Here is a 26,724-nt window from a genome sequence, read left to right as displayed (position 1 = left end):
AGATCGCCCTTTCAATTACGAGAACAAGAATGTAGTTCCAGCCGAGTCAATAATGTTGGTAGTGATATCCGCTTGGGTGAAGCCAGTACCAGCGAGAACAATTAATATTTCCCCTGTTCCAAAGCCTGTGTTTCCGCTAATCCCATCACCTAATCGGATCTGAGTATTAGTTCCTGTAGCAGTAGTGACAACACGCACATCAATATTGGCAATCCCACTAAAGGAAAGGAAGTCTCCACCCGCACCAGTGGTAAATCCAGTAATTCTGTCTTGCCCATCACCACTGGCATAACGAATCGTATCGCTACCTACACCTCCTGTAATGGTGTCATTGCCAACACTGCCGACTAAAATATCATTACCATCAGCGCCAGTTAGGACATCATCACCAGCCCCACCCAGAATCGAATCAGCACCGATGCCACCGTTGAGGTTGTCATTACCATCACCACCATCAAGGCTATCCGCACCACCTAAGCCCACGAGGGTATCAGCACCACCATTGCCAAACAGAATATCGTTACCCAATCCTCCATTCAGACTATTATTGCCTTCGTTGCCTGTGATGCTATTGGCAAGATCGTTGCCTGTGCCATTGAGCGCAGTTCCTACCAAAACCAGGTTTTCCAGGTTGCCACCCAAGATGTAGTCGAGGTTGGAAACAACAGTATCAGTACCTTCACCGAGATTTTCGGTTATTACATCGCTGAGACTATCAATAATATAAGTGTCGTTGCCTAGACCACCTATCAGGGAATCATTACCAGCCGCTCCTTCGAGGGTATTGTCAAGCTCGTTACCTGTGATAATGTTATCAAGCTCGTTACCTGTGCCATTTTGGGCTGTGCCAATCAAAGTCAGGTTTTCCAGATTGCTACCTAAAGTATAGGTAGAAAGGCTAGAACGGACAGTATCAGTGCCTTCAGCAGCATTTTCAGTAATACTATCTCCAGCGCTGTCAATAATATAGGTGTCGTTGCTCAGACCACCAATCAGGGCATCATTACCAGCCGCACCGTCGAGGATATTGTCAAGCCCGTTACCTGTGATAATGTTGTCAAGCTCGTTACCTGTGCCGTTTTGGGCGGTGCCAGTTAAAGTCAGGTTTTCCACATTGGCAGCCAGGGTATAACTAGCAGCGCTAGACTGAACTAGATCCGTCCCTTCATTAGCATTTTCAGTAACAGTATCTCCAGCACTATCAACTATATATGTGTCGTTGCCTGTACCGCCGATCAGGGCATCGTTGCCTACGCCGCCATTGAGGGTATCATTCCCACCTGCACCACTTAGGGTATCGTTGCCACCAGCGCCGTTGAGGTTATTGTTGCTCTCGTTGCCAGTAATAACGTTAGCCAGTGCATTACCTGTGCCATTTTGGGCAGTGCCAATTAAAGTCAGGTTTTCTAAGTTGGCACCCAGAGTATAACTTGCAAGGCTAGAGCGGACAGTATCAGTGCCTTCATTGGCATTTTCGAGAATCACGTCGCTGGCACTATCAATAATATAGGTGTCGTCGCCTACACCTCCTGCCAAGCTATCATTGCCTGTGCCACCGTCGAGGGTATCATCGCCACCAGCACCACTTAAGGTATCGTTTCCGGCTTCACCTTTCAAGTTGTTGTTGCTGGCGTTACCTGTAATCGTATTGGCGAGATCGTTGCCAATGCCTTCTATAGCTGTACCTGTGAGATTTAGCCTTTCTATATGGCTGCTTAAGGTATAGGTAGTAGCGGTAGATTGGACAGTATCAGTGCCTTGGCTGGCAAGTTCAATAATGACATCGCCAGAAGTGTTGACTGTGTAGGTGTCGTTACCTGCTCCACCTTTCATGGTGTCATTACCAACACCGCCGTTGAGAGTATCATTACCTGCGCCCCCGTCGAGATAATCATCTCCCCCGAGTCCAGTCAGGTTGTCGCTGCCTTCAAAGCCGAAGATGTTATCGTTATCTGCTGTACCACCCAGGACGTTGTTACCGCTATCCCCTCGAATTATACCAACGACATCAACCAGATTTGCACCTGTGAGGTCTGCACCTACTAAGGTTGCACCTGTGAAGTTGACTTTCGACAGGTCAGCATTATTCAGTTTGGCATTAGTGAGATTTGCACCAATGGCAATTCCATCAACCCACTTTACACCTGTGAAGTTGGCACCAGTCAGGTTAGCGTTTGTAAAGTCGCCTTTAGATAAATCAGCGTTAACTAAACGAGCATTGGTGAAATTCGCACCAATGGCAGTTCCATTGAAGAATAAGCCTTCGGCGTTCGCTTGGGTGAAGTTGGCTCCACTTAAATCAGTATCAGCAAATTTAGCGCCAGTGAGGTTGGTGACGGTAACGGTGCCATTGGCAGCAACAAAGGCACTAAAATCAGCCCCAGTCAAAACGGCATCATCTGCCATAAAGCCGCTTAAATTAGCACCGCGAAACCTCACATTGCCTGTCTGTCCAGGTTCGAGTGGGGCATCACTCAAGAAGACACCACTGAAATTAGCTAAATCAAAGATCGAGTTTTGCAGGGTGATATCTGTTAATTTTGCTAACCGGAAATCTGCACCCGTTGCATTAACGTTGACTAAAAGCGTGGCTTCTAAGTCGGCTTCTTCAAACTTGGCATTCGCTAAAGTAGATCCGGTGAAGTCAGCCGCTTTCAGCTTTGCTTTGTAGAAATCGGCTCCGGTAAAGTTGGCTCCTGCAAGGTTTGGACGCTCTGACTGTTCGCCACTCAGATTCGCTTCTCGTAAACTGGCGTTGGTTAGGTTAGCGTTTCTTAAGTTGATTTGTTTGGTGCTAACTAATGATAAATTTGCTCCGGTTAGGTTGGCTCCCTGGAAACTGACAAATTCTAAGGTTGCTTTAAAAAAACTAGCTGGCCCCAAGTTGGTATTAGGTGCAAATACGGCTCTCGCTGCATTCACATTGTTCAAATATGCTTCTTCAAAGTTGGTGCCTCTTAGTCCTGTCTGGACGAATTGCACACCATAGAGTTTAGATTTGAAAAATGTCGAGCCATTCAGGTTTTGACCGCTAAAGTCATTTCCTGTTAGTTGTTGTTCGCTAAAGTTTTGAGCCGCCATTCCAAATCATCCCCAATCAGGTCTGTAAAAACACGGAAGAATTTGTGTCAAGTAAAATTTTGCTTGCACAAATAGGTTGATATATGCAAAGGCATAAGAAGTGTAATCAAACTCAAAGCTAAACTCTGATTTACGTAATTACACTTACTTGATAGATAATGTGAAAGCCAGAGCTCTATCTATAAAAAGTACTATTAGTAGTACTTTGGGTTCGCTTGTTACAAACAATTAAGTTTGGTTGATTTATTTATAAGAATACAAAAACACTATTACCCAGTCAAGGGAAAAACAATAGGTAGTTTCCCTGAATAAAATTTTTAATATAGAGAATTCTTTAAGTAACTTTACTTAATCTTCATAATTCCTAACAAATTAAAAAAGAGTCAATTTTGTCAATACTTCTAAATATAGATATTGAGTGAGGGAGAACGATCGGAAATTTCCTATTACAAAAAAAAACTAAGGATACAAAAAAAATACTACGAATACTAAACAATAAATCAAATTCTCAATTTCTTAAGGGGATTACCACGAAAGAATTACCTGATGAAAAAACATTACTTGAAATGCTTGAAGTCTTTAAAGATGCTGAAGTAAAAGCTAGAGAAATATTAATTTAGGTTAATTGTCGCAAACGATAACCCATACCGTGAACTGTTTCGATTAAGTTTTCTGGAGCACACGCAGCTTTTAACTTTTGCCGTAAACTCCGAAGATGCACTTTTACTGTGTCTTCTTCTGGGGGTGCTTCCAACGACCAAATATGTTCAATAATGACGCTGCGACTGAGAACGCGCCGCCCACTTCTGAGTAATAATTCTAACAAGCTGTATTCTTTAGGGGTTAAATGTAGCGGTTTGTCTGCATAATTTACTTCGTAAGTACTCGGGTCTAAACGCAGTTTTCCCCATTCTAAAATCGGGGGTGAACAGGAATTTCCGCGCCGCAATAAAGCACGAACTCTAGCAAATAATTCGCCTAAATCTACAGGTTTAACAACGTAATCATCAGCACCCGCATCTAAACCATTAATTTTGTCGGTGATGGTATCGCAAGCGGTGAGCATGAGCACGGGCATATTGTAACCGTGCGATCGCAAACGCTGACAAAGACTCATCCCATCCAACTCTGGCAACATCAAATCTAAAAGCATCAAGTCATAGTTGAGCAACTTGACTTGTTCCCATCCCGCTTCCCCATCACTCACCACATCAACAACATAGCGCTGATCGGTCAGTGCTTCCGCTAACGTTTCTGCAAGGCGGAAATCATCTTCAACCAGAAGAATCCTCATAAGCGCAAAATTCTCTCAACAAAATTAATAACCTTCTGGCAGTAAGAGTTCGGGTATTGAGAAAATCTTACCCCCTTTGGTGAACATTATTTTGGCTTAATATTCGCAATAAAAGTTAAGAATTTTTACAAAATTTGGTAATAATAACTTAAGTTATTGTTTCTGTTTGTAACAATTTACTCAATTTGTTACCATCTTTCCGATTTCTTTACCTTTTCCTCACCAATTTTTTTACTTTTGGAATGTAATGTTCTATGCAAGCTGAACTTTTGACAGCCGCAATTTATAAAACCTAAGCAACTTAGGAGATTTAAGAAAATGCTCGACGCTTTCTCCAGAGTAGTTGATCAAGCTGATAAGAAAGGTGCTTACCTAAGCGAAGATCAAGTAAATGCTTTGTCCAACATGGTTGCCGAAAGCAACAAACGCTTGGACGTAGTGAACCGTCTCACCAGCAACGCTTCCACCATTACCGCTAATGCTTATCGTGCATTAGTTGCAGAAGAACCCCAAGTATTTGGCCCCGGTGGTGCTTGCTTCCATAACCGCAACCAAGCTGCTTGCATTCGTGACTTAGGATTTATTTTACGCTATGTCACCTACTCCGTACTAGCGGGCGATGCCAGTGTAATGGATGACCGTTGCTTAAATGGTTTGCGCGAAACTTATCAAGCTTTGGGAACTCCCGGTAACACTGTTGCTAAAGGCATCCAAAAAATGAAAGATGCGGCGATTCAAATTGCTAACGATTCCAATGGTATTACCAGAGGAGATTGTAGCGCTTTAATGTCAGAATTGGCTGGTTATTTCGATCGAGCCGCTGGCGCAGTTGCCTAGTAAAAAGGCAGAAGGCAGAAGGTAAGGAAAAGTTCTTTAGCCTTTTTCATCTGCCATCCTGCACAATGAATCGAATTTAAGTTACACACCTCAGATTACACCCTACAGCTTTATCAAAGCATTGAGGAGAAAAAAGATATCATGAAGACCCCGATTACAGAAGCAATTGCAGCAGCAGATTCTCGCGGCGCTTACCTCAGCAATACCGAAATGCAAGCGATTTTCGGTCGCTTTAACCGTGCGCGTGCTGGATTAGAAGCTGCCAAAGCATTTAATAATAATGGCAAACGGTGGGCAGAAGCTGCTGCTAACCATGTGTATCAAAAGTTCCCTTACACCACCCAAATGCAAGGGCCACAATATGCTTCTACCCAAGAAGGCAAGAACAAGTGTGTCCGTGACATTGACCACTACTTGCGTACTATTAGCTACTGCTGTATTGTTGGTGGTACAGGGCCGATCGATGAATATGTATTAGCTGGCGTGAAAGAATTTAACGCTGCTTTGGGATTGTCTCCTAGCTGGTACGTTGCAGCATTAGAATTTGTTCGTGACAATCATGGTTTATCTGGCGATGCCGCAGGTGAAGCCAACATTTACCTCAACTACGCAATCAACGCACTAAGCTAACTCGTTCTTAGTCATTGGTCAAGTGTCATTTGTCATTAGTTATTTGTCATGGGTGATTAATTCAAAAATGATAAATAACAAAAGACAAATGACTATTGACCAATGACAAAAACGTTTTTTAATGGAGTAGAAAACATGAGTCTTTTAACGGAAGATCGCTTAGGCATTAGCGGCGCAGTTGGGAAAAAATATGAACTGCGCCGCAATTGGACAGAAGACGAATTGCAACAAGTTTTTCGCGCCGCTTACGAGCACGTTTTCGGACGGGAAAGAGTGTATACCAGTGGTGTATTTTCCAGTGCCGAAGCTTTGTTAAGAAATGGCAGCATTAACGTGCGGCAATTTATTGCGACTTTAGCAAAATCAGAATTTTACAAAGAGCGCTTTTTCTACAACAAATCTCAAGTGCGGTTCATTGAATTGAATTATAAGCACTTATTGGGACGTGCGCCTTACGATCAATCAGAGATTGCTTATCACGTTGATATTTACGCTTCTCAGGGCTACGAAGCAGAAATCGATTCTTACATTTATAGCCCAGAATATGACAGTGCTTTTGGTGATTATACCGTTCCTTTTTATCGGGGATTTCAATCAATTGCAGGGCAAAAAACCGTAGGATTTAACCGTTTGTTCAGCCTATATCGGGGAAATGGAAATAGTGATAATGCCCAGTATGGAGGAAGAGATTCCAAACTGCGGATGCGAATTTCCATGAATTTGTCAAATGCGATTACTCCACCAACGGTTACTACCAGAAGTGCGCTTAGCAATGTGGGAACTTTACGCAGTGCGCCCAACAGAGGGGATTCTCGCGTATATTTGGTAGAAGCAATTATAGGCGGAGTTGGTACAAAAGTTGCGGTGCGTCGCAGTCGCCAAATTTATTCTGTACCCTTCGATCAATTGTCGGAAAAATACCAAGAAATCCATAAGCGGGGCGGAAAAATTGTTAGTATTTCACCTGCTTAGGGATTGGGTGTGACAGGCAGGATGCCTGTCCTACGGGACTGGGTACTGGGGACTGGGGACTGGGACGTTCCTTTTTCTTTTACCTTATCTAAAGGTATCGATAATAGGTAAAAACCCAAATTTCAGGTTGAAAAATTTTCCTAGTCCCCAGTCCCCTATCCCTAGTCCCTAATAATAAACAACAATTTTTATGACTACTACTTACTCGACTGAACCCATTAATTCGGCAAAAAGTGCGATCGCTGCTTTAACCGGAGATGATAATCAAACCCGTTATTATGCTGCTTGGTGGTTAGGTAAAAATAAAGTGCAGTCAGCTTGTCCTTTTTTATGTGCAGCTTTGCGGGATGAACGCTATCGTACCGAACAGGGTGGTTATCCTTTAAGAAGGCAAGCGGCGAGGGCATTAGGACAGTTAAAGAATCCTCAAGCTTTGCCTGATTTATTAACAGCTTTAGATTGCGAAGATTTGAATTTAAGGGAAGCTGTGGTACAGGCGATCGCAGCGATCGGCGATCGACAAGCAATTCCCGCTTTAATTACTCTTTTAAAATCCGATTCTGAGCAACCTTTTGAGGCAATAATTGAAGCTTTAGGAACTCTAGAAGCTTGGGAAGTTCGGGATTTAATTGAACCTTTTTTACAGGATAAATCAGAACGGGTGCAATGTGCCGCAGCGAGATATCTTTATTTGTTAACTCAGGAACCGCAATATATAGAAAGGTTGATCCAAAATCTCAGTCATGAGAATATTTATTTGCGGTGGGCAGCTGCTTTTGATTTGGGTGCGATCGGACATTTAACCGCAGCAGAAGCGATAATTTCTGCGAAAGTTGCTGATAGTTTAAAGTTGTTGAATTTGAGGCGAATTTTAGAAGCTGTGCTGGCAGATGAAGCAGAGAATGGGACATCTGGCGAGGGGAAAAGCTTTTTATTGGGTGCGATCGATCGATTGCTACTACCGGAAAATCGGGAAGTTAGTGTAATTCGTGGGGAAGCGATCGCTTCTTTAATTGAACAATTGCACCATCATCATCCAGCGATTTCAGTAATAGCAGTAGAATCATTAGTAGAAATTGGAACCGAAACAGTAGAACCTTTAATCGCTGCGTTTTTAACTTGTAAAGATCACGGAGTTCAAGGTTTTATTATCCAAGCATTAGCAAGAATTGGTGACATTCGCGCCCTTGATTTATTAATTGAAGTTGTGGGGATAGAAGTTGCCAATCACTGTCAAGGAAGCGTGCGAAGAATGGCAGCGAGAGGATTAGGAAAAATTGGCAGCACAACAAACGATATTTCCGCAATTAATCGTTGCATAGAAAAACTAAATTGGGCATTATCTAACGTTGAAGATTGGGCATTACGTTATGCTGCGATCGTCTCATTACAGGAAATCAACACCCCAGAAACTCAAGCAATTTTAGCACAGTGTTTACAACAACAAACAGATCAAATTGTCAGCTTACGTTGCCAAACCGCCTTAGAAAATTGGCAACCTGCTAAAATCAAAATCAACAACTAAAATTCATCTGTATTAATCTGCGGTCAAAAACATTTTTCCCTATAGCTTCCATCGACTACGTTAAACTCCTACTCCGTACTTGTTGAAGTGAAAGTCAATTATCCCACTCCTTTTTGGGGTGGGAATTTCCTGTATAGAATAAACTTACTACAATAGCTAAAATTTCGGATTTTTAACCACAGATGAACACAGATAATATTTCATCTCTCTTTCTTCCCTCTGTTTCCTCTGCGTCTGTAGCGGTTTTAATAATAAAATCTTTCAACCTCACCCAAAATGTTAATCATCCTCCTAATTAACCTCCTGATTTTAATAGCAGCATACTACTTATTAAACCGAGAAATTAGCAAACGCCAACAAACAGAAATAGTGCTGCGCCAACAAACAGAAAGAGAAAGATTAGTCACCCAAATAGCCCATCATATTCGAGAATCGTTAAACTTAGAAGAAGTATTAGTCACAACTGTAGCCGAAGTTAGGCAATTTTTGGGATGCGATCGCGTTTTAATTTACCGCTTGTGGTCAGATGGAACAGGTACAGCAATTACCGAAACAGTATTACCAGAATGGCCCTTAATTTTAGGACAATCTTTTCCTGAAGAAGTATTTCCTCAAGAGTATCATCAAGCTTATTCAAAAGGTAAAACTCGCGCCATTACTGATATTGAAAAATCAGATATTGAACCTTGTTTAATCGAATTCGTCAAACAATTTGGCGTAAAAGCAAAGTTAGTAGTTCCCATTTTACAAGGAGAAAACCTTTGGGGATTATTGATTGCTCATCATTGTAGCGGCCCTCGACAATGGGAAACATCGGAAGTAGAATTAATGAAACAATTGGCGACACAGGTAGCGATCGCAATTCAACAATCAGAACTTTACGAACAACTGCAAGAACTCAACGCTGACTTAGAAATTCGCGTCCAACAACGCACCGAAGAATTAGCATTAGCTAACGAAGCATTGCGCCACACAAATCATACCTTACAAGCATTAATTTTTGCATCACCTCGCGCCATTTTCACTTTAGATTTAAATGGTAACGTGAAAATTTGGAACCCGGCTGCCGAAAGAATGTTTGGGTGGACAGAGGCGGAAGTTTGCGATCGACCAAATCCCATTGTTCCCGAAGATAAAATCGAAGAATTCCAGTCATTAAAAGAAAGCGTATTGCAAGGAACAATTCATTATACAGGCGAATTACGCCGCCAGAAAAAAGACGGAAAACCAATAGATATTAGCTTTTCTGCTGCACCTTTAAAAGATAGCGAAGGTAATGTTAATGGTTTAGTTGCGGTAGTTGCAGACATCACCGAACAAAAACGCCAAGAAGAAGAATTACGCCTACTTCAATCAGTAGTTGTTAACACAAATGACGCAGTTTTAATCACTGAAGCAGCACCAATTGATGAACCCGGCCCCCGCATTCTTTATGCTAACAAAGCATTTACCAACATGACTGGTTATACATTAGAAGAAGTGTTAGGAAAAAACCCCCGAATTTTCCAAGGTGCAAAAACCGATCGCAACGAATTAAACAAAGTTAGAGAGGCACTTTCTCGTTGGGAGTCTGTCACAGTTGAAGTCATTAATTACCGGAAAGATGGTTCAGAATTTTGGGTAGAATTTAGCGTGGTTCCAGTTGCAGATAAAACAGGTTGGTATAGGCATTGGATATCTGTGCAACGAGATATTACCGAAAGGAAAGAAGCTGAAGAAGCATTGCGAAGAAGTGAAGAAAGATTCCGATCTTTAATCGAAAATGCTTTAGATATTATCACTATTATTGACGCTGATGGTACTATCAGTTACGAAAGTCCATCCGTTGAAAAAGTGTTAGGTTATGCTTCTGCTGACTTAGTGGAAAAGAACATTTTTGAATACATTCACCCAGACGATGTTACCAACGCTTTACGAACTTTTACTAACACCATTCAAAATCCTGGAACTGCTTTATCAATAGAATTTCGTCGTCGTCACAAAGACGGAACTTGGCGAATTTTTGAAGCGATTAGTCAGAATTTTGTAGACTATGCAGAAACTACCCGAATCTTTGTCAATTCTCGTGATATTACCGAACGCAAACGTTTAGATGAAATTCGCCTCGCCTGGGAAAGAGAGAAAGAACTTAGTGCTTTAAAAGTGCGCTTTTTCTCAATGGCATCCCATGAATTTCGTACTCCTTTAAGTACAATTTTAGCAGCAGCGCAACTTTTAGAAAATAGCAGCATTCAATCAGAGCAAAATGAGAAAATTGCCAGGAATTTAAACAGAATTCAATCTTCTGTAAAAACCATGATTCAATTATTGGATGATATTTTAACTATTAATCGCGCTGAAACCGGGAAATTAGAATTTAAACCGCAGTTTTTAAATTTAGAAAATTTTTGTTTGAATCTTATTGAAGAAATTCGGTTAAGTCAAGGTGGGAATCATCAAATTAAATTTCGATGTGTTGGGGAATGTAGTCGTGCTTATTTAGATGAAAAATTGCTCAAGTCGATTTTATCAAATTTGCTTTCTAATGCGATTAAGTATTCTCCCCAAGGCAGCGATATTTATTTTAATTTAGAGAGTGATGGAACAAATGCCGTTTTGCGAATTCGCGATCGAGGAATTGGCATTTCGGAAGCGGATCAAAAACTGTTATTTGAACCATTTCATCGGGGAAAAAATGTGCGGAATATTCCCGGTACTGGCTTAGGACTTGTGGTGGTGAAAAAATGTGTAGAGTTGCATGGTGGGAGTATTAATTTAAAGAGTGAAGTAGGGGTGGGGACGACTTTTACTGTTACTTTGCCTTTGGGAAGCGAAAAAACTCCACACATAAATCTGAAATTAGAGACTTGAACAAAGATTTAGAAATCCTTCTCCCAAAGGCTGCTTGAGAGTTTCATTCACGGGTATTGATTTTAAGTTGGCAATTAGTGCAGCACTACTAACATTGGAAGAGCATCATCTGCCATGCTAAAAAAACGCAAACTTACCTTGCTGCCTTGAAATTTTCTGCTTTGATCCGTATTATGTACTGATGGTGATGAGGTTGTGATTACCAACCCTATTGATGTTCAACAACCGCTCGATTTCCTGCTGATTGGTGGAGTACCGTTGAATAAACCTGTGGTGCGCTATGGGCCATTTGTGATGAACACAAAAGCCGAAATTATGCAGGCGATCGAAGATTACCAAAATGGGGAAATGATTTTGCTTATAAGTATGACGCAGCTTTGCAACGTAATTCTGATGTAGTGTTAGCTCATGCTGATGTTGTCATGCTTCTAGCATCAGATTTTTAGCCATTAATCGATTGAGTTCGTCCAGGTTGAATGCAATCTGGATGAGCTATTTTTTGAAGGACATATCGGTTAGAGGTCGTAGTTAAAGCAAGCCATACACTAACGCATCACTGCAATATCTAGTTCGGCAATTCTGGCTACCAGTTGGGCGCGGGATACCACTCCCAGCTTGCGAAACATCCGCTTTAATGCTTGCTTAACCGAATGTTCCGTAATCCATAATTTAGTGCCAATTTGAGCATTCGTCAGCCCTTGTGCAACCAGTTCGGCAATTTCCATTTCCCTTTGTGTGAGGGGATTTTTTCTAGAAGAGTCTACGCTAACAACATTTTGTTCAAGAGTAACTGGTTTAGAACGTATTTGAGCGATTCGCGTCGAAAGATGCAGACATAGCGCACTTAAATCCGCCAGATTATCCCCATTAAAAGCAGATTCATCCCGATGGCGAGTAAAGGCAATCCCAGCCACTAGTTTACCATGAGTGACGATCGGACCGACCATAACGTGCCCATGATCGGCGCGAGGGCAAATTGTCTGCCAAACTCCATTCGGTAAAATAATTCCCTCATGCACAGCCGCATGGCGCTGTACTAAGTAACGCAATACTGGATTGTAGTCCAGCGACAAAGCCAGTTTCACCATTCTTGGTGTATTTTCATTAACAGCAGGAAGCTGGTCTAGAAAACTCAATTTCCAGCGATTAGCCGCAAAATACTCGCCTAGTGCTGCCATTATCGACACTTTTATTTCGGTTTCATCCTGTGCTTGAGCGATCGCTGTAAATAATGGCTGCAAAGGACTTTCCATTATAGTTTCCATGAAAGCTGACCAACGGCTCTAGAGCTAAGTGTACTCGATCGAGGTCTATTCAGACAGAGGTAGCCAGTTTAATCTGACTTTAGTGTTGCAAATCAACTTGAGGCTTTAGCAAATTTATGGATTCTTCTGCCAACTCACTTGATGCGATCGTCAATCCAACTCCAGAAAACTCCCAAACTTCCTTATCACCAGCGATAATCGGCTTTTATATTATTGCTGTTTTGTTCAATCTCTGTCTAGTTGCCCAAGTGCTGACTGTGGGACTAGCTTATTTTGATAATTCTGGTTGGTGGAATACTCACGTCTGGCTTGTGCGAAGCTACAGCGGACTGTCCCTAATTTTACTGCTATGGGTTTACTTGGTTCCATTCCCTCAACGAGTCCGAATGCTAACCTTGAGCCTACCCATTTTATTAGGATTGCAATTTTTCACCATTCATGCACAACTTCCCCTGCCTTTTTCCTTAGCCATTCTTCATCCCTTGCTTGGATTCTCCCTTTTTTCTGCTTCCACAACACTGGTACATCGGGTAGGAAACATTCTCTCACCTGCGAAAAACGAGAACAAATTTACAACAATTTAGGGGAATTTTATGATAAATAATGGTAATTCAGAGGTCGTTGTTGATATTCAATGGCTTGCCGATCGCCCCGAGCAAATACTCCTAGAGCGCCAGTCCAGTAAAAGAGGTTGACAAAAAGGCTGTGATCTGGTGTGGTAGAAAAATCGTCAGGCTCAACACCCATTTAGCTATGAGACCACCAATCTGGAATCCGCCCATAGAACTGTCAGTGGAAGAACAAAAAGTAGCCAAACGTATCCGAAAAGCCAAACTGTTCTTATTTCTAAGGCAAAATCGCCACATCCTGTTCGATGCTGAATTCCAAGAAGAACTGGCTAATTTGTTGTATAAAGACAGCTCTTCGGGGGAAATGTCCGGTTGCACCTGCACAACTGGCACTGTGCATCATTCTACAAGCCTATACAGGAGTATCTGATGATCAAGCAATCGAAGCAATAGTGATGGATAGAGGAAGAGATTGAATTATTGCCATTCAAAGCCATCAAAATCGACTTCCCGTGAGTAATAACACTCAGATCTTGCACTAGGGCTAAAAACCGGGTTTCTTGCAAAGAGCTAAATCTGAAAGTCCAGGTTTTTCATAAAGAAAGCTGTTCTCCATAAAGATGTGCTTAATATTTCGTAACTAATTTTCCTGAAATCCTTTTTTCCTGAAATCCTTGTTTGATGAGGAACAATCTTAACCTTTCATCAACCAGGCATTCAATTCATCTGGTGCTTTCACTCTTTCTAAAATCCCTTGCAGTTCCTCACCTTCTAACACTTCTTTTTCTAACAAAAGTTGAGTAGTATATTCCAACAAACCGCGATTTAGTTGTAGGATTTCTAGTGCTAGATCGTGAGCTTTATCGATGTTTTGTTTAACTTGACGATCGATCTCCGTAGCCACTTCTACACTAATCGCCCGTCGAGAACTACCACCTTCTAAAAACTGTGCAGCATTCTTTTCAAAAGCGATCGGCCCAAGAACACTACTCATACCATACTGCGTCACCGCACGTTCGGCTAGATCAGTTGCTTTTTGAATATCATCACTAGCCCCTGTAGAAACCTTACCAAAAATAATCTCTTCAGCCGATCGCCCACCCAACAAAGTCGCCAGTTTCCCACGCAACTCATCTTCAAGCATCAAAAAGCGATCGTCAGAAGGCATTTGCAAAGTATAACCCAAAGCCCCCAAACCACGAGGCACAATTGATATTTTTGTCACCTTATCGCCACCAGGCATCAGTGCGCCCACCAAAGCATGACCGACTTCGTGATAAGCTACAGTTTGTCGCTCAGTTGGAGTAAGAATTCGAGAGCGTTTTTCCAATCCAGCAATTACCCGTTCGATCGCTTCAAAGAAATCTGCCATCAAAACCGCTTGACGATTATTGCGTGCAGCCATCAGCGCCGCTTCATTAACCAAATTAGCCAAATCTGCACCAACAAAACCAGCGGTTTGAGCAGCGATCGTCTCCAGATTAACATCTTCACCAACAGCGATCGCACGAGCATGAACCTTTAAGATCTCCAATCTACCGCTTTTATCAGGGCGATCGACTAACACTTGGCGATCGAAACGACCGGGACGACGTAAAGCCGGGTCAAGGATTTCGGGACGATTAGTGGCTGCAATCACGATAACGCCATCATTACCATTAAAACCATCCATTTCTGTGAGTAATTGGTTCAAAGTCTGTTCCCGTTCGTCATTACCGCCATTGGGCATCCCGGCGCTGCGAGTTTTACCGATCGCATCCAATTCATCAATAAAGATAATACAAGGAGCCTGTCTTTTAGCTTTATTGAACAAATCGCGTACCCGTGAAGCACCCACGCCGACGAAGACTTCCACAAACTCAGAACCGGACATATTTAAGAAAGGAACACCAGCTTCACCTGCAACAGCTTTCGCCAACAAAGTCTTCCCAGTTCCCGGAGGGCCAACTAAAAGGACTCCTTTAGGAATTTTAGCGCCAATTTTGCGGTATTTCTCGCCATTAGCCAGGAAATCAACTACTTCTTGCAGTTCTTGTTTCGCCTCATCTACGCCTGCAACATCAGCGAAAGTGGTTCCAGTTTTGCCCCGATTGTAAACCCGTGCGTTACTTTTGCCCAGTCCCATACCCACACCGATGCTACCACCGCCTGTGTTGGTGAATTTCAGCAACCATGCAAAGAGTCCCATGAGAACCCCAGTAGAAAGGAGTAAACCCAAGATACCTGCGGCAGTTTCGGAGTTTTTGGGAATGATGAAATTCACACCATGACTATGCAATAAATTAGTTAGTTCTTCTATATTTCCAGTGAAATAAGTGTAGTAATGTTGAGTATCAAATCCCGATTTAACAGTGTATTCAATGCGATGCGAAGCAGTTTTTCCTTGCGAAACATCGGGTTTAATAATTACCCGTTGAACTTGGTTGGATTCTACCTGTTCGATAAAAGTGTTGTAAGTTGCTGCTGAACGATTTTCCGTCTTCATAGAACCAATTTCCAGAGAAAGGAACATCAGAAGCCGGAAATTGAATTATTTATCTCATCCAGACTTCTTACTAGTATTGATTCTCCTGTAACCCTTTTTAAAATGACGGATGAGATTACGCTATTTTTTTTAGTGTTTTCCGAAAAACAAGTTAATAAGTGCGGTTATTACGCTTTTTTAGTTCGGGCTTTTAACGAAGTTAATTGGCTACTGACTGCTGGGTATTTAACGTCACTACAATGATGCGGAATAAGGCGATCGCAAACTGAAGTACCTTAATGTAGCATCATTTGTTGCCATGCCAGCGAAAATTCACAGCTAATTTCCCTGCACGTCGTGTAACGATGGTTTGTAGGGGCAGGCATTCTTTGTACAAGCTACCCCAGTAAGTAGGGTGGGCATAGAGTTTTTGGTCTTGGTTTTTTTTACCACAGATGTCCACAGATAAACACAGATGAACACAGATGTAGATTTAGTAAGTAAGATGGGCATGGCGATGAATGATTTTGATTCAACTCGACATTTTTTTGGCAATCTCTACTTTACTTTAGAGCGATCGCCACCAGGATCGTCTATTGAGAGTAATATTAACCAAGGGGATATTTATTGGATCGATCTGGGGCAACCGATTGGGTCAGATCCAGCACAAATTTTAGCAGGTTTGGCACTGGTGACAGAACCAGAAGCGATCGGTAATATTGTCGTCCGAGTTCACTACGGTATTGAAGTTTATGGAAAAATATTTGATAATCTTTCCAGCTTTGGACTATCACCAGAAGATTGGGTCAAAGATTTTAGTTCTTTTTCTAATAACTTTGAAGTAGAAATAATTGAAGAGTTTTAAAGATTCCGATTCAATGGGGTTAATTACACTAATGAGTACATTATTTGATCTGCTAGAAAAAATCAAAACTAAACCTGAATTATACCTGGGAACTGGCTCGATTACAAATCTGCTGATGTTCGTTCAAGTAAGCAAGAAATGAGCGATCGCGCTACAAAAAACCTTTCCTATTTAAAAGTTTAAAGGCGACAAAGGTTACGTAGGCGAAAAACAAATAGAAACTCCACATAAAAGAAAGAAAAAACAAGAATTAACCCCAGAACAAAAACAAGAAAATAAAAAATTATCCAGCCAACGCATTGTCGTAGAACACGCAATTAGATTAATCAAAATCTTCCGAATTGCACAGGAAAGATTTCGGTTGAGGCCGTTACATTATGAACAAGTAATTTTGACAGTGTGTGGCTTAGTTCGTTTACGACTTGGCACAATAATACTACCAATAAAATCAGCGATTAGCAGCGGATGAATAGTAGTGCAACTATCTTTATCTTTTTTTTGGAAATGTCTAATGATAATTGCTTCGCGATTTTATAACGCGAAGCAATTTTTCTTTTGTCCAAAGTCCAAGCTTCTAACAACATTGTTACGGTGGTAGGCTTGCCAAAAGGGGGACACCCATAGCACAATTTGGGTGTCGTTAATGAGCAAGCCACTTGAATATTAATGAATTAAAGAGTTCACCAGATAAAGAAAATTGGCGGCTAACACCAGGTTATTTAAGTCAAGGTTGTTCAGACTTTGAATCGGTACATATTCTACTGGGACGTTTTTTAGCCGATCGCCATTCGGAAAACCCTTTGCAGGAAAAATCATTACTCTCTGAGAATGGTAGTTTTGACTGGGGTCAAAGTCAGCCACTAGAAAAAGTGATTAACTCTCAGGAAGACTTTGAATTCTTGATGAAACACCCGCGACTATTTCGTAATGCGATCGCGATCGTTGAACCCTGGGACCACGTTGGTTATAACCCATTAGGAGAGCACGTTCGTGCTTCTCTCAATGTTGCTTATATCGCTCAAACTATTGCTGATTGTGACTCGATTTTATTCCCATTATGGTCATCAGGATTGCTAGATCCAGAAGCGATTATTCCTGTGATCTCTTCTGGTTTAGCGGTAGTGCTAGAAGGCGGCGAACCATCGGTGCGAGATGCTTCTACCTTTGCTGGAGGTAAATCTTCACTAGCAGAATTGCACTTATTTGTAGAGAAATTATTACTATCGCGCTCGCCTACCAGTGCGCCTGCAATTTTTATTTGTTTGAGTCATCAATTAGCAGCCCAAGCACATATTCGTCTAATTCAAAAGGCTGTGCAGCAAGTGCTGAATTTAACAGAATTACAACGCGACCCTCAAGGTAAAGCTCTAAAAGCATTGCAAACTGTTTGTCAGAAAATTGAAAGTGTTGGTAATTCTCTACAAGTTAAGAAAAAAAATGGTAATGTAGTTGCCCAAAATTGGCACGAACCAGAATTCACTGTTGCGCCTAATGAATTCAAAGAAGTTGGCGATCGCCAGTTACTTCACTATCAATCTCCGAATAGTGAAACATCGGGAATTCCCCAAGAGTTAATTACAGCCCATGAAGTAACAGCAGATGAGTTCAAAGGGGTAATTGATACTTCGATCGAGTACGAACACGAACTGAATATTGCTATGTTTCATTCTGATGAAGTGAATGAAGAAGCAATATTGTTTGCTAACTGGGCATATCTTCTGTTACACAATACCATTATTCCCCACCGTCATATTTTAGCCGGAAGTTCTTTATCGTGGCTGATGCAAATGCCATATACGATCGAAATACTTTGTTCAACTGCTCATGAAGGTGAGGTGTTAACAGAATGTTCGGCTACTTGTATCAATTACAAAGATTTTGAAAGTAAACTAATTCGGCGTTCTTTTACCTGCCAATTTCACCCAGAATTATTATCAGATTTGCGAGTGGTTGGTTTTCGACAACCTCCCGCTTACAGCGAACTGAAAAAAGATGATGGTGCGCGATTATTTGCCCGATTGTTATACGAAGGGATGCAGGAATAAGCTAGAAACAGCAGTGAAGTTTATATGATTAATTCCGTCCTCAACTGTTAATCAAGTAAGTCGTCATTAGAATCGAGGTGAATTCCGGGTAAAAAGTCAGAGTTTGTCACTTGCAACATAATTTGGCGTAAAACGCCAAGTTATACTTCACAACAGGAACTTGAGTTCAACTGATTTTAGCCCAATACGGTTCAGTTAAGGCTGAAAGAGTGAATAGTGATATGAAATTTAGGAGATTTAACTCGTTGTCCAGTACCTCTGTGTTTTGGCTTTTTAGAACGAAACTTTGATACAGGTTTTTTCACAACTCAGGGGTTATTACGTGAAACTCCTTCGGGTAATAACGTATCTAAAATCTCTAGGGTGAGCCAATCGAAAAAAAAGGGAATTCTTCTGGTTGTAAGCGTTGAAACTTAGGAATGGCACGACGGATGACTCGTAATGTGCCTGTAAAACCCAGGCGTAATGGTGGAACCCCAGCAGTGGTTGCAGCTTGAAACATTAATACCCTAACTGACCAATGCCCGCACTCGTTCTCCGATGCGATATGGACACTCTTATTGCATCAAATATTAAGTGCGTTCCTGCTTCTACCAATATGACTAATCTAACGCAAGGGAAACGCTGCTTGTGTACCTGGACGACTACTGGGGCGACCAAAAACTCATTGCTATTACCAGGCTCACCACTAATTGTGCTAGTAACGATCGCCTACGTTCCTCTTCGGTTTTGGTATTAGCGATCGCCTCTTCGATGGCCAAAGCTGGAATCGCTGTCTCGATTGCTTTGAGTACGTCACTACTTTGTATCTCTGGAGACACCAATGAGAAATCTTTGAGGGGAGATGTCAATCAAGAGATAGCTGTATGTTCAATTGTCAAAGCAGAACTCTGCTTTGGAGCGATGAAAAGTGCCAACCCAGAACGCAACTTTGCCCTACAGCAAGCATTCTTACAACAGTTTATTTCACTTCCTTTTGACGATCTTGCCGCTATTACCTTTGGGGTGGTTCGGGCACAGTTAGAAACTAGAGGCATACCCATTGGAGCTTACGACTTACAAATTGCCGCAATCCCTCTGGCAAATAATTTAACTCTGGTGACACATAATACAGGGGAGTTTGGGCGGATTGAGGGGTTGCAGGTTGAAGATTGGAAAATTGAGGCGTGAGCGATCGCTCACGCCTCTAAATATATAGCAATTCTATTTGAGTTGTGAGCCAGCGGAATAGATACCCGACTTCTCTTGTGAAGTCGGGTATCTTGCCCTGATTATGCGGCAATTGCTAGGTGTTTAAGCAGTGTGCAGCTTTTTGGGAGCGCGACCTGGTGAGGTGGGCTTTTTGCTGCGGGTGGGTGTAGATGGTGTCGGGGACTTAGCACGATTACTGCGACGTTGATTCGATCGCTGACGCTTCGGTTGGTCTGCCTTAGATTTGACAATTGATGCTGGCTCATACCCTGGAATTACAGATGAGACAAGGGTTTGATTGAGCAACCGTTCGATGTCCTTCAGGAGTGGATATTCATCTTCACAGACTAGCGAAACTGCTCGTCCCGCATTTCCAGCACGACCTGTGCGACCAATGCGATGCACATAGTCTTCTGGGACATCAGGGAGTTCAAAATTCACCACAAATGGAAGTTGGTCGATATCTAGACCCCGTGATGCGACATCAGTGGCGACTAATACCCGCACTTTCCCTTGCTTAAAGTCTTGCAGGGCACGGGTGCGGGCTGCCTGACTTTTGTTACCATGAATTGCAGTGCTTTTCAGCCCATCTTGAGCAAGCTGCTCAGCTAAACAGTTGGCTCCGTGTTTTGTGCGGGTAAAAACTAGCACCTGTTGCCAATTGTGGAACCCAATCATATAAGAAAGCAGTTCTCGCTTGCGCTGACTATCGACTGGATGAACTACCTGTTCCACCTGAGAAGCAGCAGTATTACGGGGAGCGACTTCGATTTGGGTTGGAGATTTCAGCAGAGTCTTGGCAAGTTGCTGAATCGGAAGAGAGAAAGTGGCAGAAAACATCAACGTTTGCCGAGATGAAGGCAATTGCGCCAAAATCTTGCGAATATCGTGGATGAAACCCATGTCTAACATTCGATCGCATTCATCCAGCACTAGTATCTCTACGTGGGATAAATCTACGGTCTTTTGCCCCAGGTGGTCGAGCAACCGTCCGGGTGTAGCGACTAGAATATCAATTCCCCGACGCAGCATTTGAATTTGCGGTACAATTCCCACACCGCCATAGACTACAGCCGAGCGCAAAGACAAGTATTTACCATAAGTTTTGACGCTATCGTTAACTTGATCTGCCAGTTCGCGAGTCGGAGTGAGGATAAGGGCGCGAGGCGTGCGATGTCCCCCTTTAGGGTTGGTGGTGCCCAAAAGTTGCAGTAGAGGTAGGGTAAAGCCAGCCGTCTTTCCCGTTCCAGTTTGGGCACTGGCGAAAACGTCTTCTCCTTGCAGGATGGCGGGAATTGCTTGCTGCTGAATGGGGGTCGGCTCTGTGTAGCCAGAGTCGGCAACAGCACGAAGCAGGTCGGTCGAAAGACCGAGGTTACGAAATGTCATTGATGTAGTTACTCCTAGTGGTGCCCCTATCCCAAATCAAATACCTGGGGCCAGTCTAAGAGCAGGAAATTTATGTTTCAGTGGGATGGCTTGAATCAGCTTTTCTCCAATGCGCCAGTAACAGACCGGAATGTAGATGGCAGATATTGATTCTAACAAGAATTATGATTCTTGTAAAAATACTATTTCAACTTTCGTTTTGATTTAGGTGGTGTTCGGTGTGTACCAAAGTATTTTTCACTGCGGTAACGCAACCATACCCTCAACTGCTGCGGAATCTGGTCTTTTTGTTCTTTAGTCAGCGTGTTGTAAAGGGCTAATGCTTTCTCTCTTTCTCCCCGACAAGCTGCATTGTTATGGGCATCCCAGTAGCTACGAGCTACTCGAATCCGCCGACAAACTTCCTTAACAAGTGCTTCTCCCGTGAGTGGTTCTTCCTGCTTTGCCATAGTTCAATTTTTCTTACTGGTGAGGAAAGGAAACAGACCGACTACTATGTAGAATTATCAAGTGGTTGATGGAAGTTCAAATAACTGGGACTGTTCTTTGGCAATAGACACAGGTTGTTTTATCTGCCAGGTTTTGTCCTGAGACAGTTCTAGCAAAGATTGATGGTAAGAAACCAATGTAGAGCGATGCCCCACACTTAAAAAAGTAGTCCCTTTTTCCCGCAAATGTTGATATAACCGTTCCTCATTACCAATATCTAACGCGCTGGTCGCTTCGTCCAGAATAGCGTACTTGGGTTGGTTCAGCAGTAACCGAGCGAAAGTCAACCGTTGTTGTTCGCCCAACGAGAGGACATCTGCCCAATCCGGTTCGGCATCAAAGCCACCAAACCTTTCATCTAAATCTGCTAAATTCACTTGTTCCAGAACTTGCTTTAAGTGTTCGTCCTTAACTTCGAGATGGGTGTTGGGATAGAGCAGTTGATCGCGGAGAGTACCCAGTACCATATAAGGACGCTGTGGTAAAAATAGGATCTGGTCAGATGCAGGACGAATAATCTTACCTGTACCAGAATTCCATAGTCCTGCGATCGCTCTGAGCAACGAACTCTTACCGCAACCACTTGGTCCCATCACCAAAAGTCCTTGTCCAGCAGGAATTTCGATCGACAAATCTTCCACCAACGTCCGCTGATAATTGGGAGTTTGTAGACTCAGGTGTTCCACTACTAGACGCTCTGCCTCAACCGTCTCAATTCTGGGCTTTTGCTCGTCGGATGCTCGATCTGCTTCTGTTTGTTCTAAAAACTGAGCAAAGGTATAGAGACGATTAATTCCAGCGCCAAACGTAGTCAATTGTTGAAAACGGGCAACAACAACATTGAGCGAGAAAAAGACGCGGATAAAAGCTCCCTGCGCTTCCGAAACTTTACCCACCTCCATCTCTCCGGCAAAAATCGCAGGTGCGACAACCAAAGCAGGCAGAATAAAGGGGATGAACTCATAAGCGTTCGTGACAATGTTTAAGTTCAATTCCCAAACCAAAAGCCGTTTGACATTCTCAAATACCTCTAAAAACCGATGTTTAACCTGATTTGACTCTTGCTCTTCTCCGCGATAAAAAGCGATCGCTTCTGCATTCTCCCGAATTCGCACTAAACTAAAACGAAGATTCGCTTCTTTCTTGAGTTGTTCAAAGTTGAGTCGGACAAGCGGCTTACCAAACACAAATGTTGTTACCAAAGTTCCAATCAGAGCATACATTACCAGAAAAAATACTAAGGGTTTAGAAATGCCCCAGAGTACGCTGCTAAAAGCAATCACCGACAGCACCGACTCCACTAACACCAGCAAAAAGGTAAGTGATTCTTGGGTAAAACTGCGAACATCCTCGGCAATCCGCTGATCTGGGTTATCAATCTCGGTTTCTGAGATATGTAGGTTGTAATAAGCACGGTTGCGAAAGTAGTTATCTACGAATCGATGAGTGAGCCATTTGCGCCATTGTAAACTGAGGCGATCGCGCAGATAAGTATAACCCGCCAGCAATGGTGCATAGATTACCAGCACAGCAATGAAAACAATTACCGTTTGCCAAAAGCGGCTTTCGTCCTGGGCGGAAAGGGCGGAAATTAACACGCCTCGCTTGTTGTTGAGTATTACGCTCAATCCCGTGTACGCCAGCAGGAACAGCACGACTCCCAGCAGCAACCCTCTGGCTCGCCATTTTTCATCCCCTGACCAGTAGGATTTGGCGATCGTCCAAAATTGCTGCAAAACATTGAAATTCAATCGATCCATTGGCTTATTTTCCTTACTCAGTCTGCCAGGAGATAATAGATAAAGATGAACCAGAGTAAAATTTGCTTAAAGACTAGCGTGACTCATCTCTGGACAATTGTTAAATTATGATACAAATTTCTCAGAATGTGACTATTCCAGAGTGTGAGATTGAAATGAGTGCAGTTCGCTCTCAAGGGGCTGGAGGGCAAAATGTCAATAAGGTGGCGACTGCCATTCACTTGCGCTTTGACATTATTGCTTCTTCGTTACCTGAGTCTTACAAAGAACGGCTGTTGAAGCTTTCCGACGGGCGGATTACCAAAGAAGGTGTGATTGTCATTAAGGCTCAAGAACACCGCACTCAGGAGCAGAATCGAGAAGAGGCGTTGCAGAGATTGCAAGAATTGATTAAAAGTGCGATCGCACTCCCCAAACCTCGAAAAAAAAGCAAGCCAACTCGCAGTTCTCAAAGAAAACGTTTAGATAGCAAAACGAAACGAAGTCAGATTAAGACTCTCCGAGGAAAAGTGGTCGATGAATAATTGGTACAGAGAAGACCTCGCTTACATTCACGATGTTGGCTTTAGGCTCTAATCAATTAGTCTGGCAATACATAACTCAAAATAAGTCCGTGAAGGAGGAGAGATTAATAACACTTTGAGAATCAGAATTCCTAAAGTTAAGGCGGCATTGTTCGATCGCTTAACTCATGATATTAATTTATGGTTTTTTCTCTAAATTCTGTGATATCCATCACTGGAAACAGTTTAAGCTAGGCAGTGAATCTGCGTTTAATTAATTTTAAGTAACATGAAACCAATTGGTTTATACTGAGTGCGATCGTCATAAATTACCGTATTTAACACATTTATAACCCGATCGAGCAAAAATACTAGTTCCCACTTATACTGAAAAATTCCGATCCAGAAGGCACGAATGCTTTTCTACTTAAGTAAAACAGTTAGAAGAATAAAAGTTAGCATGGTTTTCAGCAGATGAGACTAATAAATGACCGATAATTTTCTGAAAGCACGATTAATTGAACTATTTTCCGCCATTCAGGGCGAAGGTTTGAACGTTGGTACACGCCAAATCTTTATCCGCTTCGCAATTTGCGACTTGCGGTGTCATTATTGCGATAGCGCCCACACCTGGCAAACACCACCAACCTGTAAAATTGAACAAACACCAGGAAAACGCGATTTTGTCAACTATCCCAATCCAGTAGCACTACCATCTTTATTAGACTGGGTAGAAAAGCAAAACCAACCGGGGTTGCATGACAACATCAGTTTGACTGGTGGGGAACCGTTACTTCACGCAAGTTTTTTAGTTGAATTTCTTCCGCAAGTACGCAACCTTACTGGATTGCCTATCTACTTAGAAACGGGTGGACATCGCCCAGAAGAATTAGCAATGGTGTTACCTTATTTAGATTCTGTGGGTATGGATATCAAATTACCTAGCGTCAGCGATGAAAATCATTGGTCAGCCCATCAAAAGTTTTTAAACTTATGCCATGATGCTAATTTGGAAACTTTTGTCAAGCTGATTATTTCCAGCGAAACTAATCCTCAAGAGTTAGAATTAGCTGGAGAATTAGTAGCAGCTTGCAACCCGGAAATTTCCATATTTTTGCAACCTGTAACACCCATTGCTAATCAATCAAGCATCTTAGCACCTCCGCCAGATTTTGTTTTAGAATGGCAAGGTTTAATGAAACGTTTTGTTAAACAAGTGCGGGTAATTCCCCAAACACATAAAACGATCGGTCAACTTTGAAAATTTTTGCAAAAGTTTTGTTACAGTTATGGAATACCTAGTTAAAGTTTTAGAACCGACAGATTTGTGGTATCTGCAAAATAACATCAACAAAGAAACTAACAAATATTATCATCCCACAAAAACTATTCCTTTTGTTCAGCAAGTGGAAATTCATCTGGAAAATTCGGGAGTAATTATTCAAAAAGGAGCTTTACATAGATGTGTTGGTAGATTATCTTATGAGATTTACAAAACTGATAATCGTTTAAGGGATATTTGGGTTGCTTTGACTACAGATATTGAGTACAATGCTCCGGTTTATAAAGGGACTGGTACGGTACATTTAGAGCCAAGACAAAAGGGGAATTTTTTGCATTATACATCGATCGCAATAGCAGACCACGAACAATGGGAATTTGATGATGACATATTTCAATTTTGCTCGGATAATGTAGTAGTTGGGGCAAAAAGATTGAAGTATCGACAAACGATCGGTTCTAGCGATGGTAAATGGAGAATTGCCTTGAAAGCTTTACCAAATAAGGCAGCAAAAGCTGTATTGGGAACAATTACACCTGCAAAAGTGGTGGAATTAAACAGAGGTGAAATCCTCATTGCTGATTTTGATATGGTAAAAGGTTTCACCAAAGGAATTGTCGAAGATTATCGCAAATTAGGGCATTTTGGTAGAGGTGGTGGTGAAGGTTTTGTCTGGGTTTATGAGGGAGAAGGTAGATTATTAGTTTCGGAAACTGAAGGAATGGGATTAGGTTAACTGAGACTTGCACCTTGAGGCAGAGCCTCTGTTTTTCGTTACCAGGTTCAACCTGGTAACGATTCTGATTATTGACGATTTAGCCAGTTAATTACACTTAAAGAAGTTATAGTTCCGACAAAGTGAGCGGTAATTGCATTCATGTTTGCTGCTGCTACGAAAATATCTAAAGACCTAATAATTCTACTGGGGTCATAAATTGCTACACCTTGAGGTTGGGCGATCGATTTTGCCAATAACATACCAATGGTTGCACCACCGCCTAAAATACTTAAAAGCATTCCCACTAAACCAATAATTACACCCCAACGGAGCACTTGTAAAACCTCTGATTTTTGGGGATAAATTGCCTCATTAGAGTTAAATAATCTTCTGGCTAAACGAGTTTGACGGAACGCCATAAAAAGACCAAATAATAATGCTAAAATTCCACATCCCGCCCAAAAAATACCAATTCCAATTCCGGGTGTTGTGCTTTGATTAAAATTAACTGCTTGTCCTACAGGGGTAGTCTCTGCGGTACGATTGAAAGTGCGACCGGAAATTGCCAATATTAACATTAGGGAAGTAACAGCAAGCAAAATTAGCTGTACCCAAAAACTTACCCAACCTGTCCATCTTAAAGCATTAGCAATTCTCTTTAGTTTGAGATCTTTTGTGGCTTTTTCTACGTGAGTTTGCATGAGATTTTCCTATCTTTATATGGTATTGACATTGGGAAATTGCAGGACTGAAGTCCTGACAATGAACTAATTTTTATCGGGATACATATATTTACGGTAGTGATGCGATCGCCAAATTTCGACTTCCGTAAGAAAGAAAATTTCTTATTTAGGTAAAATCCGTAGAGCTTAATAAATAATTTGTAGGTAAGATTAAATTAAATTATTTTGCTCGCAAGCCAAAATAGCAATCTTAAATCAGCTATTTACTTACTGAGTAAAAATACTTGTATAATTACTTCAAAGTTTTGTTAA

The 26,724-nt window shown here is 42.0% G+C and carries 21 protein-coding genes and 5 pseudogenes; 16 read left to right on the top strand and 10 right to left on the bottom strand.

Annotated elements, in window-relative coordinates; all coding sequences use genetic code 11:
- Positions 1-15: 15 nt before the first annotated feature.
- Entirely contained in the window at positions 16-3,081 is a 3,066-nt protein-coding gene (locus ACE1CA_RS06375; RefSeq protein ID WP_413280803.1) for a pentapeptide repeat-containing protein, read from the bottom strand.
- A 616-nt stretch (positions 3,082-3,697) separates the two neighbouring features.
- A complete protein-coding gene (locus tag ACE1CA_RS06370; protein ID WP_413280804.1) occupies positions 3,698-4,375 on the bottom strand; it encodes a response regulator transcription factor in 678 nt (225 codons plus the stop codon).
- A gap of 318 nt (positions 4,376-4,693) precedes the next feature.
- On the opposite strand from ACE1CA_RS06370, the gene ACE1CA_RS06365 reads away from it, so the two are divergent.
- The 7 genes and pseudogenes from ACE1CA_RS06365 to ACE1CA_RS06335 all read left to right on the top strand — a co-directional run.
- A complete protein-coding gene (locus ACE1CA_RS06365) occupies positions 4,694-5,212 on the top strand; it encodes a phycocyanin subunit beta (RefSeq protein WP_413280805.1) in 519 nt (172 codons plus the stop codon).
- Between the two features lie 141 nt (positions 5,213-5,353).
- Positions 5,354-5,842, top strand: a complete 489-nt coding sequence (locus ACE1CA_RS06360; protein ID WP_413280806.1) for a globin family protein — start codon at positions 5,354-5,356, stop codon at positions 5,840-5,842.
- A gap of 135 nt (positions 5,843-5,977) precedes the next feature.
- Positions 5,978-6,814, top strand: coding sequence for a phycobilisome rod-core linker polypeptide (locus ACE1CA_RS06355; RefSeq protein ID WP_459563701.1), 837 nt, complete (start codon positions 5,978-5,980; stop codon positions 6,812-6,814).
- A 190-nt stretch (positions 6,815-7,004) separates the two neighbouring features.
- Positions 7,005-7,775, top strand: a pseudogene (locus tag ACE1CA_RS06350) (HEAT repeat domain-containing protein); the annotation flags it as partial.
- Positions 7,749-8,339 (top strand): HEAT repeat domain-containing protein, encoded by a 591-nt coding sequence (locus ACE1CA_RS06345; protein WP_486517968.1) that lies wholly within the window; start codon positions 7,749-7,751, stop codon positions 8,337-8,339. The pseudogene ACE1CA_RS06350 and the gene ACE1CA_RS06345, both read left to right, overlap by 27 nt.
- A gap of 276 nt (positions 8,340-8,615) precedes the next feature.
- The gene (locus tag ACE1CA_RS06340; protein WP_413280809.1) at positions 8,616-11,189 is read left to right on the top strand and encodes a PAS domain S-box protein; all 2,574 of its coding nucleotides are present in this window, start codon (positions 8,616-8,618) and stop codon (positions 11,187-11,189) included.
- Between the two features lie 180 nt (positions 11,190-11,369).
- Positions 11,370-11,588, top strand: a pseudogene (locus tag ACE1CA_RS06335) (pirin-like C-terminal cupin domain-containing protein); the annotation flags it as partial.
- Positions 11,589-11,734: 146 nt separating this feature from the next.
- Here ACE1CA_RS06335 and ACE1CA_RS06330 read toward each other — a convergent pair.
- On the bottom strand, positions 11,735-12,442 hold the full coding sequence (locus ACE1CA_RS06330) for a helix-turn-helix transcriptional regulator (protein ID WP_413280811.1): 708 nt from the start codon (positions 12,440-12,442) through the stop codon (positions 11,735-11,737).
- A gap of 128 nt (positions 12,443-12,570) precedes the next feature.
- Between ACE1CA_RS06330 and ACE1CA_RS06325 the strand changes: the two genes are divergently transcribed.
- Positions 12,571-13,038 (top strand): DUF6220 domain-containing protein, encoded by a 468-nt coding sequence (locus ACE1CA_RS06325; RefSeq protein WP_413280812.1) that lies wholly within the window; start codon positions 12,571-12,573, stop codon positions 13,036-13,038.
- Between the two features lie 7 nt (positions 13,039-13,045).
- On the opposite strand, the gene ACE1CA_RS06320 is transcribed toward ACE1CA_RS06325, so the two are convergent.
- On the bottom strand, positions 13,046-13,201 hold the full coding sequence (locus tag ACE1CA_RS06320) for a hypothetical protein (protein WP_486517684.1): 156 nt from the start codon (positions 13,199-13,201) through the stop codon (positions 13,046-13,048).
- Positions 13,202-13,207: 6 nt separating this feature from the next.
- On the opposite strand from ACE1CA_RS06320, the pseudogene ACE1CA_RS06315 reads away from it, so the two are divergent.
- A pseudogene (locus tag ACE1CA_RS06315) lies at positions 13,208-13,487 on the top strand (IS5/IS1182 family transposase); the annotation flags it as partial.
- A gap of 230 nt (positions 13,488-13,717) precedes the next feature.
- Here ACE1CA_RS06315 and ftsH read toward each other — a convergent pair.
- Positions 13,718-15,508, bottom strand: coding sequence for an ATP-dependent zinc metalloprotease FtsH (gene ftsH, locus ACE1CA_RS06310; protein WP_486517683.1), 1,791 nt, complete (start codon positions 15,506-15,508; stop codon positions 13,718-13,720).
- 454 nt (positions 15,509-15,962) lie between these two features.
- Here ftsH and ACE1CA_RS06305 point away from each other — a divergent pair, with 454 nt between their 5' ends.
- From ACE1CA_RS06305 to ACE1CA_RS06295, 3 genes and pseudogenes are all read left to right on the top strand, one after another.
- Positions 15,963-16,352, top strand: a complete 390-nt coding sequence (locus ACE1CA_RS06305) for a hypothetical protein (RefSeq protein WP_413280814.1) — start codon at positions 15,963-15,965, stop codon at positions 16,350-16,352.
- A gap of 178 nt (positions 16,353-16,530) precedes the next feature.
- A pseudogene (locus ACE1CA_RS06300) lies at positions 16,531-16,821 on the top strand (transposase family protein); the annotation flags it as partial.
- A 187-nt stretch (positions 16,822-17,008) separates the two neighbouring features.
- On the top strand, positions 17,009-18,397 hold the full coding sequence (locus ACE1CA_RS06295; protein WP_486517682.1) for a hypothetical protein: 1,389 nt from the start codon (positions 17,009-17,011) through the stop codon (positions 18,395-18,397).
- A 358-nt stretch (positions 18,398-18,755) separates the two neighbouring features.
- Here the strand turns inward: ACE1CA_RS06295 and ACE1CA_RS06290 are convergent.
- Positions 18,756-18,923, bottom strand: a pseudogene (locus tag ACE1CA_RS06290) (IS4 family transposase); the annotation flags it as partial.
- Between the two features lie 281 nt (positions 18,924-19,204).
- Here ACE1CA_RS06290 and ACE1CA_RS06285 point away from each other — a divergent pair.
- Positions 19,205-19,567: a PIN domain-containing protein gene (locus ACE1CA_RS06285; RefSeq protein WP_459563621.1), complete on the top strand. Its 363-nt coding sequence runs from the start codon at positions 19,205-19,207 to the stop codon at positions 19,565-19,567.
- 123 nt (positions 19,568-19,690) lie between these two features.
- On the opposite strand, the gene ACE1CA_RS06280 is transcribed toward ACE1CA_RS06285, so the two are convergent.
- From ACE1CA_RS06280 to ACE1CA_RS06270, 3 genes are all read right to left on the bottom strand, one after another.
- Positions 19,691-20,977 (bottom strand): DEAD/DEAH box helicase, encoded by a 1,287-nt coding sequence (locus tag ACE1CA_RS06280; protein ID WP_413278214.1) that lies wholly within the window; start codon positions 20,975-20,977, stop codon positions 19,691-19,693.
- A gap of 182 nt (positions 20,978-21,159) precedes the next feature.
- Positions 21,160-21,426 carry a Precorrin-3B methylase gene (locus tag ACE1CA_RS06275; protein ID WP_413278215.1) on the bottom strand — a complete coding sequence of 89 codons (267 nt, stop codon included), beginning with the start codon at positions 21,424-21,426 and terminating at the stop codon, positions 21,160-21,162.
- A gap of 57 nt (positions 21,427-21,483) precedes the next feature.
- The gene (locus tag ACE1CA_RS06270) at positions 21,484-23,226 is read right to left on the bottom strand and encodes an ABC transporter ATP-binding protein/permease (RefSeq protein ID WP_413278216.1); all 1,743 of its coding nucleotides are present in this window, start codon (positions 23,224-23,226) and stop codon (positions 21,484-21,486) included.
- A 107-nt stretch (positions 23,227-23,333) separates the two neighbouring features.
- On the opposite strand from ACE1CA_RS06270, the gene arfB reads away from it, so the two are divergent.
- The 3 genes from arfB (at position 23,334) to ACE1CA_RS06255 (ending at position 25,747) form a co-directional block, all read left to right on the top strand.
- Entirely contained in the window at positions 23,334-23,750 is a 417-nt protein-coding gene (arfB, locus tag ACE1CA_RS06265) for an alternative ribosome rescue aminoacyl-tRNA hydrolase ArfB (RefSeq protein WP_413278217.1), read from the top strand.
- A 466-nt stretch (positions 23,751-24,216) separates the two neighbouring features.
- Positions 24,217-24,990: a 7-carboxy-7-deazaguanine synthase QueE gene (locus tag ACE1CA_RS06260; RefSeq protein ID WP_413278218.1), complete on the top strand. Its 774-nt coding sequence runs from the start codon at positions 24,217-24,219 to the stop codon at positions 24,988-24,990.
- A gap of 28 nt (positions 24,991-25,018) precedes the next feature.
- Complete coding sequence (locus tag ACE1CA_RS06255) at positions 25,019-25,747, top strand: AIM24 family protein (protein ID WP_413278219.1); 729 nt, start codon at positions 25,019-25,021, stop codon at positions 25,745-25,747.
- A gap of 68 nt (positions 25,748-25,815) precedes the next feature.
- On the opposite strand, the gene ACE1CA_RS06250 is transcribed toward ACE1CA_RS06255, so the two are convergent.
- Positions 25,816-26,430, bottom strand: coding sequence for a DUF3611 family protein (locus ACE1CA_RS06250; protein WP_413278220.1), 615 nt, complete (start codon positions 26,428-26,430; stop codon positions 25,816-25,818).
- Positions 26,431-26,724 lie beyond the last annotated feature (294 nt).

The sequence above is a fragment of the Floridaenema evergladense BLCC-F167 genome, assembly GCF_041929205.2.
GTDB classification, from domain to species: domain Bacteria; phylum Cyanobacteriota; class Cyanobacteriia; order Cyanobacteriales; family Aerosakkonemataceae; genus Floridanema; species Floridanema evergladense.
The sequence above is the reverse complement of the archived record's forward strand: the minus strand, read 5'-3'. Positions and strand labels throughout refer to the sequence as shown.